This window comes from Mycolicibacterium bacteremicum (assembly GCF_002086115.1).
In the GTDB taxonomy this organism is placed as follows: Bacteria; Actinomycetota; Actinomycetes; order Mycobacteriales; family Mycobacteriaceae; genus Mycobacterium; species Mycobacterium bacteremicum.
The window spans coordinates 155,952-168,016 of record NZ_MVHJ01000012.1; the positions used below are offsets into that span (position 1 = coordinate 155,952).

Genomic DNA, 12,065 nt, shown 5'->3' on the forward strand with positions numbered 1-12,065 from the left:
TGGGCGCCGGATCAGCCGCGGCTGTAGCGCGTGTACAGATAGCCCTCGTCATCGGTGAGGGTGTGCCGGCGCCGCATCGCGGTGAGCGCCTCGTCGTGGCCGTCGGTGATGCGCTTGCCCGAACCAGCGACCAGCGTCGGGGCGATGGTCAGGCACAGCTCGTCGAGCAGCCCACCGGCGATGAGTGCGCCCAGCAGGCTGGGGCCGCCCTCGGTGAGCACCCGGTGCAGGCCGAGGCCGGCCAGCGTGCGCAGCGTGGTGGCCAGATCGACCTCGTCGCCGTCGGCGGGGGACGAGCAGTCGTACACCCGCGCCAGGTCACCGAACCGGGCACGGGCGTCGCCCGCGGCCCGGTGGGTGGTCAGGATCAGCGGCGCCACCTCGGTCTGGGTGAACACCGGCAGGGTCTGGTCCAGCGTCGCCGACTTGGTGACGATGGCGATCGGCGGCACCTCGTCCTGCCCGCGGGCGTGGCGGCGCTGCCGTTCGGCCACGCCGAGCTGTGCGCCCGAGTAGCCCTCGACGCGCACCGTGCCGGCACCGACGAGCACCACGTCGGCCAGCTCGCGCAGCAAGCGGTACAGCGCCCGGTCGCCGGGTCCGCCCAGCACGCCGCTCTTGCCGTCGGCGGTGGCGGCCCCGTCCAGGCTGGTGATGAAGTTGGCCCGCACCCACGCCGAACTCAGGTCCTCGGGGTAGGCGTACAGCCCGGCAAGGTCGGCGCCGGCGTCGTCGACGGGCCCCAGCGTTGTGAAATCCGTCCCAGCGGCGGTATCCGACATGGGTTTCATTGCAGCACGTCGATAGGGTGCACGACATGCAAAGCGGCGCAGGTGTCGACGGTCTGGTGGATCGGCACCCCAAGGTGACGCCGGAACAACTGGTCAAGCGGCTGGTGCCGCCGCCCACTTTCGCCGATGTCAGCTTCGACACCTACCGTCCGGATCCGGCCGAGCCGTCGCAGGCCGCCGCGGTGGAGCGGTGCCGGTCGTTCTGCGAGCAGGCGCTGCAGCGGCGGGCCGGCAAGAAGAAGTTGTTCGGCAAGAAGGAGGTGCTGCCCGGTGTCGGGGTGTACCTCGACGGCGGGTTCGGTGTCGGCAAGACCCACCTGCTGGCCTCCACCTATTACGCGCTGACGAAGGCCGAGGTGGCGCCCACGGCGTTCGCGACCTTCGGTGAGCTGACGCAGCTGGCCGGGGTGTTCGGTTTCACCGAGTGCATCGACCTGCTCAGCCGGTACGTGGTGATCTGCATCGACGAGTTCGAGCTCGACGACCCGGGCAACACCACGCTGATCTCGCGGCTGCTCTCGGCGCTGGTCGAGCGCGGGGTGTCCATCGCGGCCACCTCCAACACGCTGCCTGAGCAGCTCGGCGAGGGCCGCTTCGCCGCGCAGGACTTCCTGCGCGAGATCAACACGCTGGCATCGATCTTCACCACCGTGCGGGTCGAGGGCCCGGATTACCGGCACCGCGGGTTGCCGCCGGCTCCGGAACCGCTGACCGATGACGAGGTACGTGCCCGCGCCACCGGGGTGGACGGCGCGACGCTGGACGACTTCGACGCGCTGTGCGCCCATCTGGCCACCATGCATCCGTCGCGCTACCACGCGCTGATCGACGGGGTCCGCGAGGTGTTCATCACCGGGGTGCACCCGATCACCGATCAGAGTGTGGCGTTGCGGCTGGTGGCGCTGACCGACCGGCTCTATGACGCCGGCGTACCGATCCTCGCCTCGGGCACCAAGCTCGACACCATCTTCAGCGACGAGATGGTGGCCGGCGGCTTCCGCAAGAAGTACCTGCGCGCCACCTCGCGTCTGTTGGCGCTCACCGCGGCGGCGCAGTCGACGTAGCCATGCGGGTCGTGGGGGAGGCCGGACCGGGGGTGCTGCTGATCCCCGGGGCGGGCGCCCGCTGCGCCGGCTTCTTCCCCGGCCTGGTGGAATCGCTTGTCGCCGAACCCGGTTGCCGTGTCATCGAACACGACATCCCGGTCGGCCTTGCCGCGGCGTCGGCGCACCTGCATCAGATCATCACCGCGTCCGGGATCGGTCCGGTGGTCGTGGTGGGGCAGAGTCTCGGCGGCGCCATCGCGCTGCTGCTGGCCCGCGATCACCCCGAGGATGTCGCCGGTCTGGTCCTGCTGGATGTCACGCCGATCAATGACGCGGCGCTGTGCCGCCGGGCCGAGTGGGCGTTCCGCGTCGTGGGTGCGGTGGCCCGGATCCCGCTGATCGGCGGGGTTCTGACCGCCCGGGCGGTGGCCGCGTCGCTGCGCGAGGCGCGCACCATGCGGCCGGATTGTGCCGCGGCGCAGCAGCGCATCGCCGCCGAGGCCGATCTGGCCGGTCTCGCGCACGCGGTGACCGGGCTGGGTGCGGTGGCATCCGGTTTCGACGTGGCGCAGCTGCCACGGGTGCCTGCGGCCGTCGTCACCGCCGACCGGCCGAGCGGCGGCGCGACGTGGCGCGCGCACCGGGAATTGTCCGATGCCTTCGGGGTATCCCTGCTCAGCTGGCCGGGTTCGACGCATTCGGTGCACCTGACCCACCCCGACGAGACACTCGCGTCGGTGCGCGACGTGCTCAGTCGAGTCTGACCGTCATCACGTAGTCGTTCTCGATGCTCTCGCCGAGCCGGAAGGTCTTGGTGCCCGTGACCCGGAAACCGAACTTGCCGTAGAAGCGTTGGGCCCGCACGTTTTCCTGGTTGACCCCGAGCCAGACGCCGGCCGCGCCGGTGGCGGTGCTGTGCCGCAGTGACTCGGTCATCAATGCCGCGGCGACCCCGGTGCCGTGGGCGTCGGGCAGGGTGTACATCTTGGACAGTTCGGTGGCCGGTCGCAGCGGGACGGCGCGCTGCACATCGTCGTCATCGGGGACACCACGGATCAGCATGGTGTAGCCGAGGATTCGGCGCTCATCGGAAGCGATGAGCACCGTGCGGTCCGGGTCGTGCAGGTAGCCCGCGAACGCCGGTGCCGACAGGTTGGCCGCGATGAACGCGGCGACGTTGTCCTCGGTGACACCCGGCGGGCAGGCCAGCGGAAAGGTGGTTGCCGCCACCGCGGCCAGCTCGACGAGGTCGTCGGGTTCAGCGGGGCGGATCAAGGCAACGGTGAGCCCGGCTGCCAGATGTTCCACTGTGCCAGGTGGGTGCCGGTCTGCGGATTGAGCATCACCACGTTGGTGACCCGCGCCCGGTAGACGTCCCAGTACACCCCGCCCTTGACCGTCGATCCCGGTGGCGCGTTCAGCAGCGCCTGCTCCAGGGCGTCCGGGGCGTCGGTGTGCTTGGAGGCGTACGCGTCCGCGTACGGGGTGACGCCGCTGAAGGTGGTGGCGAGCGACAGCTTGTACGGATTGGGCGCGGAGATGACGTTGACGGTCACGTCGGCGCGCCACGGGCCGCCCTGTGCCCGCCAGCGCGGGGAACCGTTCCAGCCCCAGCCCGGGGGCACCGGCACCGGCAGCACGTCATGCACGGTGACGTCGGCGACGAAGTCGTCGAACTCGACGCGCAGCGGCTGTCCGAGATTGCCGATCGGCGTCTCGGCGGCGGCCGCCGGCGGCGCGACACCGACCGCCAGCATCGTCATCGCGGCGATGAGGACCGACAACAAGCGCGACATACACACCCTCCCTTTGCTGCCTCGCATGATGGCACATGCCCGGCGGCGGCTAGGGGGTTCGGGCGTTTAGGCCACCCAGGGCCCGTGCCCGCCGAGGGACTCGATGCGGATCCGGGTCAGGTATCCGTCCGGCGCATCGGCCGGCGGGAAGTGTTCGTCGGAGCCCAGCATCGCCACGGCAAGGCCCTTGAGGACCTTCAGCCCGCCGCCCTCGACGATGCGCGCAGTACCCGTCACCGACAGGTACTCACGCTGTTGGCCGGGCTTGGCCGGCGCCAAGATGGTCGCGATCACCCGGGGATCGCGGCGCACGTTGCGCACCTTCTGGTACTTGTCCGACAGGTGCGCGGCGACGAGCTCGTCACCGTCGGGGGTGGACTCCCAGGCGACCCAGACCACCGACGCCTGCGGGCTGCCGTCGGCGTTGACGGTGACCAGGGTGGCGTCGGCGCCTGCGCCGATGAGTTCGCGCGCGGCTGCGTTGAGTTCCATGTCGGAGTTCTACAGTCCGGCGCCGGGTTTCATTCCCTCGGGATGGCGGCCAGCAGGTCGACGACGGTGGCGGTGACCCGGTCCTTGTCGACACCGAGGCGGTGCAGCGGGCCGTCGCCCGCCTCGGATTCCACCAGCGCCAGCAGCAGATGTTCGGTCCCGATGTAGTTGTGGCCCAGGCGAAGTGCCTCGCGGAAGGTCAATTCCAGCACCTTCTTGGCCGGACCGTCGAAGGGGACGAGGTCCAGCGTCTGACCGGTCGCCGGTGGCAGGGTAATCGCGTCCCTGATGCCGGCCGGGGCGATGCCGTGGGCCTGCAGTATCGCGACGGCCAGGGAGTCGGTGTCCACCAGCAGCCCGAGCAGCAGATGGTCGGGGGTGATCTCGGTGTTCTGGGCGTCGCGCGCGGCGTTCTGGCTGAACACGACGGCCGCCCGCGCGCGCGGGGTGAAGCGGGCGAATCCCTGATCGGGGTCGATCGTGTCGCCCTTGGGGACGAAGCGTTTCTGGGCGGCCTGTTTGGTGACGCCCATGCTGGCGCCGATCTCGGTCCACGACGCGCCCGAGCGGCGGGCCTGGTCGACGAAGTGTCCGACGAGGTGGTCGGCGACCTCGCCGAGGTGCTCGGCGGCAAGGACGGCGTCGGAGAGTTGCTCGAGGGCGTCGGAGTGGACGGCCTTGATGGCGCGGATCAGTTGGTCGAGGCTGACGGAATCGGTCATGCGTCAACCGTAGGTTGACTTTGCGTGATCGTCAACTATTGGTTGACGCTACGGACGGGGGTATCCGCGCTGCACCGTCCGGTCGAGGATGCCCAGCGTCGCCCGTAGCGCGGTCTCGGGAATCACCGGGAAGATGCCGGCCTCGCGCCACTTGTCGTCGATGCCCGACCAGTCGTAGAACGAGGTGACCACGGTGCCCTCGTCGGCCGGTTCCAGGCGGTAACCGTAAACGTGACCGATCTGCGGTTTGATCTGGCCCAGGATGGTCCAGGCGATCAGCCGGTCCTGCTCGTACTCGACGATGTCGACCGTCACGTCGTACTTGCCCATCGGGAAGTCGTTGAGCGCCTCGCGATCCATGTGCACGACGAACTGATCGCCGACTTTGCGCGCGGGATCGCCGGTGGCGTCCTGCAGCATCCCCGAGGCGTCGATGGCGACGTGTCCGTGCGGGTCGGTCAGCACGGCGAAGATGTCGGCGGCCGGTGCGGCGATGGTGCGTTGGACTTCCATACGGTCGGTCACACGGATTCTCCTCGCTGGGGTGGTTTGAGTCGTCTCCGCCGAGGCTACTGTCGCGGGTATGCGTATCGCGGTGTTGGTCATCGGAATCGTCGTCGCCATGTTCGGCACCCTGTTCGCTCTGCAGGGGTTCGGCGCGGTGGGCGGCAGCCCGATGAGCAACACCACCACGTGGTCGGTGCTCGGCCCGATCATCGCGTTGATCGGGGTGGGTATCGCCGGCTACGCGTGGAGGCTCAAGCCCTGACTTTTGCCGTCGCGGGACGGGCGTGTAACGTGGCCGCCGTGAACATCCGTGCATGCGTCGGCTATTGGCGCTTTATCGAGGCTCCGGGCGGAGCCGATAAAGCGCAGCACTAAGCGACGCATCCACCCGGAGCCCAGGCAGTGACCGTATCGGTCGCTGCCTTTCGTCATAACAGGGCGCCGGAACCCGCGAAGGTGCCCTTACCAGGAAGGCACCCCATGAATCTGGCGCAGATCGCCACCGCACCCGAGACTTCGGACCGGCGGATTCGCAGTTTTAGCGAGATCCCCAGCCCGCACGACGTGCTCACCGAGTTCCCGCTCGGCGCCCGGCGGGCCGAGCGGGTGGCCCGCGATCGTGACGAGATCGCCGACATCCTGGCCGGTCGCGACAATCGACTGCTCGTGGTGGTGGGGCCGTGTTCGGTCCACGACCCCGCCGCGGCGCTGGACTACGCCAGCCGGCTGACCAAGGTCGCCGAGGAGCTCAGGGATGAGCTGAAAATCGTCATGCGGGTGTACTTCGAGAAGCCGCGCACCACGATCGGCTGGAAGGGCCTGATCAACGATCCGGGCATGGACAACACCTTCGATGTCGCCCGCGGCCTGCGGACCGCCCGTCAACTGCTGCTCGACATCATCGACATCGGTCTGCCGGTCGGGTGCGAGTTCCTGGAACCCACCAGCCCGCAGTACATCGCCGACGCCGTCGCCTGGGGCGCCATCGGCGCCCGGACCACCGAATCCCAGGTGCACCGTCAGCTGGCCTCGGGTCTGTCCATGCCGGTCGGATTCAAGAACGGCACCGACGGCAACATCCAGGTCGCCGTCGACGGCGTGAAAGCCGCGGCCGCCCAGCATGTTTTCTTCGGTATGGACGATATGGGTCGCGGTGCGCTGGTCAACACCGCGGGCAACGAGGACTGCCACGTGATCCTGCGCGGGGGCACCGCGGGTCCGAACTACGACGCCACCGCGATCCGCGCGGCGGCCGACAAGCTGGTGGCGGCCGGACTGCCCGGTCGGCTCGTGATCGACTGCAGCCACGCCAATTCCGGTAAGGACCACGTGCGCCAGGCCGCAGTGGCCGCTGAGGTCGCCCAGTTGGTGCGCGACGGTCTGCCGGTCAGCGGCGTCATGCTGGAGAGTTTCCTGGTCGCCGGCGCCCAGGCGCCGGAGGCCACCCCGCTCACCTATGGGCAGTCGGTGACCGACAAGTGCATGGACTGGGCGACAACCGATCTGGTGTTGCGCGAGCTCGCACGCCGGCACTGACCGATCGCATTCGGGCCAATCGGGAAGAGGTGAGTGGTGCTGGCGGTGCTGGAGGCCTTCGCCGTCATCGCCGTCATCATCGTCGTCGGCATGGTCGCCGGGCGCAGCAACGTCCTCGGTGACAACGCACGGATGGTGCTCAACCGCGTCGCCTTCCACGTCGGTGTGCCTGCCCTGCTGTTGTTGTCGCTGGCGGATTCCGCACCGGGGCAGGTGTTCTCGATGCCGCTGTTGGTTTCGGCGCTCACCACGCTGGTGATGTTCGGGGTGTTCTTCGTCATCGCGGTGACGTTGCGGCGGCGGGACCGGGCCGACGCCACCATCGGGGCGTGGGCGGCGTCATGGGTGAACTCGGGCAACCTGGGCATCCCGCTGAGCGCCTACGTGCTCGGCAGTACCACCGAGGTGTCGGCGCTGATCGTGTTCCAGACCGTGGTGCTCGTGCCGCTGGGCGTGGCGGTCATCAATTCCGCCGGCCGCGACGGCGGCTCGGTCGGCGCTCAGATCAGAGGGCTGGCGACCAATCCGATCATCGTGGGTAGCGCGATCGGTATGCTGCTGGCGCTCACCGGGGTCACGCTCCCGCGGGCCATCCACCAGCCTCTGGAGTTGCTGGCCGATCTCGCGATTCCGACGGTCCTGCTGGCCTTCGGTATCGCGCTGGTCAGTGAGCGTGGCCGCGATGACCGCGACAGCCGGGTGGACCTGTGGCTGGCGGTGGTGTTCAAGGTCCTGGTGATGCCGGCGCTGGCATATGTGTTGGCGCGTTGGGTGTTCGGGCTGTCACCGGAACAGACCGCAATTGCCACGGTGCTGGCCGCGCTGCCGGCGGCGCAGAATCTGAACACCTATGCGGCGGTCTTCGCGCGGGGTGAGGCACTGGCCCGCAACGCCACGCTGATCACCACGCTGGCATCAGTCCCGGTGATTGCACTGATCGCCTACCTGCTGGGGCTCTGAGCGTCGAGCAGGGCCAGCAGCTTGACCGTCGTGGTCCAGCTGCGGATCGTCATCTGCTTGTACTCGGGTTTTGCGGTGATCCTGCTCATCTTGCTCTTGCTGCGTTCGGCGCCCAACCGGGCGAAGTACACCACGCCGGTGCCCGGCCAGGCCTGGTCGACTCCGTCGCGCAGTTCGATGATGCGCATCACCGCAGCGGCGGTCAAGGGTGCCTTCAGGAACACCGCGTCGCTGTAGTAGGTATCTGGATCCGCGCCGAAACCGCTCGGCGCCTTTGCGATCACGCTGCGCAGCTGGCGGTGCGAGCGGATGACCACCAGCAGGGGCACCCCGAACGTCTTCTCCAGCACCGCCTCGACGTCGGCTTCCAACGTCGTGGGGTCGGCGTCGGTGTCGAACAGCACGTTGCCGGACTGGATGTAGGTGCTGACGTTGCCGTAACCGTGGTCTTCCAGCGCGGCCCGTAGGTCCTTCATGGCGATGATGTTCTTGCCGCCGACGTTGATCCCGCGCAGCAGGGCAACGTATCGGGCCATCAGCCGAATTCCAGCAGAGTGTAGGCACCCCGGTACTGCTTGCTCCAATTCCATTGCCAGTAGGCCGGAAACAGCTTGCCGAACAGCAGCCCGCGGCCCTTGGGGATCGGCAGATCGTGCACGGCGCGGACCCCCGGCACCGTGTTGACCAGGTCGGCGAGCTCGGCGGGGGACAGGCTGAACGGCATCGGCGGCACGCGGTACCGGCGCGAGGATCGCATGCCGTTCTTGCGGGTCAATCTCTTGACGATCACCGGGGGTAGGTCGAAGATCATCTGCCCGCCGGGAAACCGCTTGGCGCACTCGGCGATCAGGCCCATCGCCTCGTCGGGCTGCAGGTACATCAGCAGTCCTTCGGCGGTGATGAAGACACCGTCGTCGGTGTCGACATGATCCATCCAGCTGTAGTCCAGCGCGGACTGCGCCAGAGCGGTGACGCGCGGCGAGTCCGGCAGCAGCCGCGAACGCAATTCGACCACCGGGGCGAAATCGACGGTGATCCAGCGGAAGTCGGCGTCCGGCAGCTTGTCGGCCAGCCGCCAGAAGCTGGTCTGCAAACCTTCGGCGAGTGCGACGACGGTCGCCGACGGATGCGCGGACAGGTAGTCCGCGGCGGCGCGGTCGATGCCGACGGCACGCAGCGCCATCTCCTGACCCTTGCGGCCGAACTTGTCGAAGTCGAAGTTGATGGCGTCGACCAGCCGGATCGCCATCGGGTCGTCGATGACGGGGTTGGCGTGCCGGGCCTGATGCGCCCGGGCGTTCAGGGTGAGCAGTGCGGTTTCGGAGACCCCGGTGAGGTTGCTGGCGTCGACTTTGCTGCGGTCCACCACAACGAAGCTACTAGCATTCCGGCCATGGCAAAGCTCGAACTATCCCGCGAGTTGTCGCTTGACCCGCAGACCGCGTGGGACCATGCGTCCAATCTCAACGAACTCGGCGACTGGCTGGTGCTGCACGAAGGCTGGCGCAGCGAGATCCCGGACGAACTCACCGAGGGCACCACGTTGATCGGCGTGGCCGGCGCCAAGGGCATGCGCAACCGCGTCACCTGGACAGTCCGCAAGATGGATGCGCCGCGACTGCTGGAGGTGACCGGCAAGGGGGTGGGCGGCACCAAGTACGGGCTGAAGATGGCGGTCAAGCCGACCGCGGCGGGCTGCGCCTTTGCCGTCACCCTCGATCTGGGCGGGCCGCCGCTGTTCGGCCCGATCGGTTCGGTCGCGGCGCGCACGGTCAAGGGCGATATCGAGCGGTCGATCGAGAAGTTCGAGTCGCTCTACACCTGAAGCATCTAAGCTCGCGCTGGTGTGGGGCAAACTCACGGCAGCGTTGCTGGCGGTCATGGTCTCGGTGGCGGGGCCGCCCGCGCCTGCCCGCGCGCAACCGCCGGTGGCGCACCTGGACTTCGGTGGCCTGAGCCGGACGTATCAGCTGCATGTGCCGCCGGGGACGCCGACAGGTCTGGTGCTCAGCCTGCATGCCGGCGGGCAGACCGGCGGGCAGCATGCGGCGCTGACGAACTTCGATCCGGTCGCCGACGCGCACGGCTACGTCGTGGTGTACCCGGACGGTATCGACTTCAGCTGGGCCGACGGCCGGGGCGCCTCGGTGCCCGACCGTACCGGTGTCGACGACGTCGGGTTTCTCACGGCGCTGGCGCAGCGGCTGGTGGCCGACTTCGGTATCCCACCCGGGCGGGTCTTCGTCACCGGGCTGTCGGCGGGCGGCTTCATGGCCAACCGCCTGGCCTGTGACCGTGCCGATGTGTTCGCCGCGATCGCCCCGGTCGGTGCGACGCTCGGCGCCAATGTCGGATGCCATCCCGCGCAACCGGTGTCGGTGCTGACCACGCACGGCACCCTGGATCCGATCGTGCCGATCGGTGGCGGCCCGATGATGGGCCGGGGCGGGCCGAGCACCATACTGGCCGCCACCGCGTTGGTGGACAGCTGGCGCCGGCTCAACGGCTGCGCACCGGACCCGCTGATCGAGCCGCAGCCCGGGGTGGACGCGCAGTTCGTCGAACGGGTCAGCTATGCCTGCGCCGGTGGCTCCGAGGTGGTCTACATGCGCGTCGACGGGGGCGGGCACACCTGGCCGGGTGCCCCGGAGATCCTGCCCGCCGATCAGGTGGGCCCGGCCATCCGGTCGTTCAGCGCGTCGCAGGCCGCCGCGGTGTTCTTCGACGCTCACGGACGCTGACTTCCCCACACCGGGGTTCGAACATATGATCGAGCCGTGGGTGAAATGCAGTCCATCGGGTACGGCGGGCAGCCCACGCGTGAGGTCTTCCGCCGGGTCGACCCGCCGCGCACCGTGCTGGTCGACCTCGCCGCGCTGTTTCCGCGTCAACCGCACTGCCGGTGGGGTCGCCAACATCCGCACGGGCTGCAGATGCACAAGGTCGTCGAGGCCGAGCTGACCTGCTGGGGCCTGTGCGAGCAGGGGGCGTGGTGGGGACTGGTCACCTACCCGGTGCGCTTCGGCGCCAAGGAGCGCCCGGTGACGCACTGGGTGCCGGCGTGGATGCTGACGCTGGGCTGATCACACCGCCCGCAGCGACGCCTCGCGATCGGCGATGGTGAACGTCGCGCCGGTCTGCGCGGGCGCGCCCGGTCTGGACACGTAGGGGAGCACCCGGAAATCGGCGCGGATCTCGTCGGCGCTGACGCGTGCGCGCAGGTACCCGCGCCGGTTGCTGAAGTACTTGATGTGCGGGTTCTCCGGCAGGATCGCCGCCACCTCGGCGCGGGTGTCCGAACCGTCACCGCCGGAGCTGATCGAGCTGGTCACCAGTTCGGTCGCGATCGCGGGCTCTCCTTGGGCGCGGTGAACCGTTGCCGCCCAATGGGAATGGATGTCACCGGTCAGCACGACGGCATTGCGCACCGGGGTGGCGCGCAGTCCGGCCAGTATCCGGTCACGATTGGCGGTGTAGCCGTCCCAGCCGTCGGGGTTGATGCCGACCCCGGGGCCCGGGGTCAGGTCCACGCCGGAGAAGAACACCTGCTGGCCCAGGATGTCCCAGCGCGCCCGCGAGGTGGCGAACCCGTCGAGCAGCCACCGTTCCTGCCCGGCGCCGGTCAGCGTCGCCGACGGGTCGTGGCGCCCGGCGCACTCGGCGCGGAACTCGTCGCCACAGGGCTGGTCGGTGCGGTACTGGCGGGTGTCGAGCATGTGGAAGGTCGCCAACGAGCCCCAGTGCACCCGCCGGAAGAGCTGCATGTGCCCACCGTGGGGTGCGGCCGCCGCGCGTAGCGGCATGTTCTCGAAATACGCCTGCATGGCCGCCGCCCGGCGCAGACCGAAGAACGGGTCCGGTTCGGCGGGGATGTCCCCGGCCCAGTTGTTGGCGATCTCGTGGTCGTCGAACACCACCAGCCACGGTGCGGCGGCGTGCGCGGCCTGCAGATCGGGATCGGTACGGTACTGCGCGTAGCGCTGCCGGTAGTTCGCCAGCGTCATAGTCTCCGCTCCGACATGATCGCGGACCCGGGCGGCGCCACCCGCCCCGGCGGCGTACTCGTAGTGGTAGTCGCCCAGGTGCACGACGAGGTCGGGCCGGTCCTCGGCCAGCCTGCGATAGGCGGTGAACCAACCCTGCTCGTAGTGCGAGCAGGAGGCGACGCAGATGGTCATCGCCGCCACCGAATCCGGGGCGGGGGCGGTGCGGGTG

The 12,065-nt window shown here is 69.0% G+C and carries 17 protein-coding genes; 8 read left to right on the top strand and 9 right to left on the bottom strand.

What is annotated here, in order from left to right:
* Window positions 1-11 precede the first annotated feature (11 nt).
* Entirely contained in the window at window positions 12-782 is a 771-nt protein-coding gene (locus tag BST17_RS16440; protein WP_083059836.1) for a pyrimidine reductase family protein, read from the bottom strand.
* A 35-nt stretch (window positions 783-817) separates the two neighbouring features.
* Here BST17_RS16440 and zapE point away from each other — a divergent pair, with 35 nt between their 5' ends.
* Both zapE and BST17_RS16450 read left to right on the top strand, forming a co-directional pair.
* Window positions 818-1,855: a cell division protein ZapE gene (gene zapE, locus BST17_RS16445; RefSeq protein WP_083059901.1), complete on the top strand. Its 1,038-nt coding sequence runs from the start codon at window positions 818-820 to the stop codon at window positions 1,853-1,855.
* Window positions 1,856-1,857: 2 nt separating this feature from the next.
* Complete coding sequence (locus tag BST17_RS16450) at window positions 1,858-2,601, top strand: alpha/beta fold hydrolase (RefSeq protein WP_083059837.1); 744 nt, start codon at window positions 1,858-1,860, stop codon at window positions 2,599-2,601.
* Here the strand turns inward: BST17_RS16450 and BST17_RS16455 are convergent.
* The 5 genes from BST17_RS16455 to BST17_RS16475 all read right to left on the bottom strand — a co-directional run bounded on the left by BST17_RS16455 (window position 2,588) and on the right by BST17_RS16475 (window position 5,372).
* Window positions 2,588-3,145 carry a GNAT family N-acetyltransferase gene (locus BST17_RS16455; protein WP_083059838.1) on the bottom strand — a complete coding sequence of 186 codons (558 nt, stop codon included), beginning with the start codon at window positions 3,143-3,145 and terminating at the stop codon, window positions 2,588-2,590. The genes BST17_RS16450 and BST17_RS16455 overlap by 14 nt on opposite strands.
* On the bottom strand, window positions 3,109-3,633 hold the full coding sequence (locus tag BST17_RS16460) for a hypothetical protein (RefSeq protein ID WP_083059839.1): 525 nt from the start codon (window positions 3,631-3,633) through the stop codon (window positions 3,109-3,111). Before BST17_RS16460 ends, BST17_RS16455 begins: the two co-directional genes overlap by 37 nt.
* A 66-nt stretch (window positions 3,634-3,699) precedes the next feature.
* Window positions 3,700-4,125: a PPOX class F420-dependent oxidoreductase gene (locus BST17_RS16465; protein WP_083059840.1), complete on the bottom strand. Its 426-nt coding sequence runs from the start codon at window positions 4,123-4,125 to the stop codon at window positions 3,700-3,702.
* Window positions 4,126-4,154: 29 nt separating this feature from the next.
* Window positions 4,155-4,847, bottom strand: a complete 693-nt coding sequence (locus BST17_RS16470) for a Clp protease N-terminal domain-containing protein (RefSeq protein ID WP_083059842.1) — start codon at window positions 4,845-4,847, stop codon at window positions 4,155-4,157.
* Window positions 4,848-4,895: 48 nt separating this feature from the next.
* Window positions 4,896-5,372 (bottom strand): SRPBCC family protein, encoded by a 477-nt coding sequence (locus BST17_RS16475; protein WP_083059844.1) that lies wholly within the window; start codon window positions 5,370-5,372, stop codon window positions 4,896-4,898.
* Between the two features lie 58 nt (window positions 5,373-5,430).
* Between BST17_RS16475 and BST17_RS16480 the strand changes: the two genes are divergently transcribed.
* The 3 genes from BST17_RS16480 (at window position 5,431) to BST17_RS16490 (ending at window position 7,850) form a co-directional block, all read left to right on the top strand.
* Window positions 5,431-5,616 (top strand): hypothetical protein, encoded by a 186-nt coding sequence (locus BST17_RS16480; RefSeq protein ID WP_083059845.1) that lies wholly within the window; start codon window positions 5,431-5,433, stop codon window positions 5,614-5,616.
* A gap of 218 nt (window positions 5,617-5,834) precedes the next feature.
* On the top strand, window positions 5,835-6,890 hold the full coding sequence (locus BST17_RS16485) for a 3-deoxy-7-phosphoheptulonate synthase (protein WP_083059847.1): 1,056 nt from the start codon (window positions 5,835-5,837) through the stop codon (window positions 6,888-6,890).
* Between the two features lie 33 nt (window positions 6,891-6,923).
* Window positions 6,924-7,850, top strand: coding sequence for an AEC family transporter (locus BST17_RS16490; protein ID WP_083059849.1), 927 nt, complete (start codon window positions 6,924-6,926; stop codon window positions 7,848-7,850).
* On the opposite strand, the gene BST17_RS16495 is transcribed toward BST17_RS16490, so the two are convergent.
* Together BST17_RS16495 and BST17_RS16500 are read right to left on the bottom strand one after the other, a co-directional pair.
* Window positions 7,832-8,386 carry a DUF1697 domain-containing protein gene (locus tag BST17_RS16495; RefSeq protein WP_083059851.1) on the bottom strand — a complete coding sequence of 185 codons (555 nt, stop codon included), beginning with the start codon at window positions 8,384-8,386 and terminating at the stop codon, window positions 7,832-7,834. The two genes, BST17_RS16490 and BST17_RS16495, sit on opposite strands and share 19 nt — an antisense overlap.
* Complete coding sequence (locus BST17_RS16500; RefSeq protein ID WP_083059902.1) at window positions 8,386-9,216, bottom strand: class I SAM-dependent methyltransferase; 831 nt, start codon at window positions 9,214-9,216, stop codon at window positions 8,386-8,388. Before BST17_RS16500 ends, BST17_RS16495 begins: the two co-directional genes overlap by 1 nt.
* Before the next feature lie 27 nt (window positions 9,217-9,243).
* Between BST17_RS16500 and BST17_RS16505 the strand changes: the two genes are divergently transcribed.
* Genes BST17_RS16505 through BST17_RS16515 form a run of 3 tightly spaced genes read left to right on the top strand, consistent with a single transcriptional unit; the run spans window position 9,244 to window position 10,933 of the window.
* Window positions 9,244-9,675: a type II toxin-antitoxin system Rv0910 family toxin gene (locus tag BST17_RS16505; protein WP_083059853.1), complete on the top strand. Its 432-nt coding sequence runs from the start codon at window positions 9,244-9,246 to the stop codon at window positions 9,673-9,675.
* A 55-nt stretch (window positions 9,676-9,730) separates the two neighbouring features.
* Window positions 9,731-10,591, top strand: a complete 861-nt coding sequence (locus BST17_RS16510; protein WP_083059903.1) for an extracellular catalytic domain type 1 short-chain-length polyhydroxyalkanoate depolymerase — start codon at window positions 9,731-9,733, stop codon at window positions 10,589-10,591.
* A 36-nt stretch (window positions 10,592-10,627) separates the two neighbouring features.
* A complete protein-coding gene (locus BST17_RS16515) occupies window positions 10,628-10,933 on the top strand; it encodes a hypothetical protein (RefSeq protein ID WP_083059855.1) in 306 nt (101 codons plus the stop codon).
* Here the strand turns inward: BST17_RS16515 and BST17_RS16520 are convergent.
* On the bottom strand, window positions 10,934-12,065 hold a 1,132-nt coding region (locus tag BST17_RS16520; RefSeq protein WP_083059904.1), incomplete at its 5' end, for an alkaline phosphatase D family protein.

What these genes read in the sequence shown, in the direction of transcription:
- BST17_RS16440 (WP_083059836.1), bottom strand. Translation starts at nt 782, where the DNA reads ATGTCGGATACCGCCGCTGGGACGGATTTCACAACGCTGGGGCCCGTC.
- zapE (WP_083059901.1), top strand. Translation starts at nt 818, where the DNA reads ATGCAAAGCGGCGCAGGTGTCGACGGTCTGGTGGATCGGCACCCCAAG.
- BST17_RS16450 (WP_083059837.1), top strand. Translation starts at nt 1,858, where the DNA reads ATGCGGGTCGTGGGGGAGGCCGGACCGGGGGTGCTGCTGATCCCCGGG.
- BST17_RS16460 (WP_083059839.1), bottom strand. Translation starts at nt 3,633, where the DNA reads ATGTCGCGCTTGTTGTCGGTCCTCATCGCCGCGATGACGATGCTGGCG.
- BST17_RS16465 (WP_083059840.1), bottom strand. Translation starts at nt 4,125, where the DNA reads ATGGAACTCAACGCAGCCGCGCGCGAACTCATCGGCGCAGGCGCCGAC.
- BST17_RS16470 (WP_083059842.1), bottom strand. Translation starts at nt 4,847, where the DNA reads ATGACCGATTCCGTCAGCCTCGACCAACTGATCCGCGCCATCAAGGCC.
- BST17_RS16480 (WP_083059845.1), top strand. Translation starts at nt 5,431, where the DNA reads ATGCGTATCGCGGTGTTGGTCATCGGAATCGTCGTCGCCATGTTCGGC.
- BST17_RS16485 (WP_083059847.1), top strand. Translation starts at nt 5,835, where the DNA reads ATGAATCTGGCGCAGATCGCCACCGCACCCGAGACTTCGGACCGGCGG.
- BST17_RS16495 (WP_083059851.1), bottom strand. Translation starts at nt 8,386, where the DNA reads ATGGCCCGATACGTTGCCCTGCTGCGCGGGATCAACGTCGGCGGCAAG.
- BST17_RS16505 (WP_083059853.1), top strand. Translation starts at nt 9,244, where the DNA reads ATGGCAAAGCTCGAACTATCCCGCGAGTTGTCGCTTGACCCGCAGACC.
- BST17_RS16510 (WP_083059903.1), top strand. Translation starts at nt 9,731, where the DNA reads ATGGTCTCGGTGGCGGGGCCGCCCGCGCCTGCCCGCGCGCAACCGCCG.